Below are 516 nucleotides of genomic sequence, written 5' to 3'. Positions count from 1 at the left end.
GGGAAAGGGCGAATAGCCAGTCGTTTTTGAGCGTCACCTTCATATTTGCAAAGCGTCACATCAGCATCAAGTATGGTTAAGTCATCTCCAGACACCAATACTGGATGGATATCCAGTCTTTGTATTTCAGGTAACTCAACCGCCATTTGCGAAATACGAACTAAGAATTTTGACAGCTCAGTGATATCGAGCGCATCTTTGTGTTTCTGAAGACGGATCTTCCCGGACTTTAATGCAACCACGACTAAATAGCGTGCAAGCGTCATATTCAAAGGAGGCAGGGCGGCCACCGCATCTTGAGCGATGTTCCATTCAGATCCACCTTGACCAAGTAAAATGACAGGCCCAAATACCTTGTCGACCGCGATACTGATTCGCAACTCCTCCGCGCTGCCAAGCTTCGCCATGCCTTGAACTAGCAGGCCGTGTACGTTTGCAGATGGGTAACTGAATTTGACGGTATCTAAAATCGATTGTGCAGCGTTAGAAACTTCTCGACTATTTCTCAAATTAAGC

The 516-nt window shown here is 46.3% G+C and carries 1 protein-coding gene; it reads right to left on the bottom strand.

The features are described 5' to 3' along the window. The coding region (locus R7Q48_RS31130; RefSeq protein ID WP_318134285.1) for an acetate--CoA ligase family protein at nt 1-516 on the bottom strand (516 nt) is incomplete at both ends.

This window comes from Vibrio sp. 378 (assembly GCF_033339435.1).
Note: the sequence above shows the minus strand (reverse complement) of the source record. Positions and strands in the feature narration are given on the sequence as shown.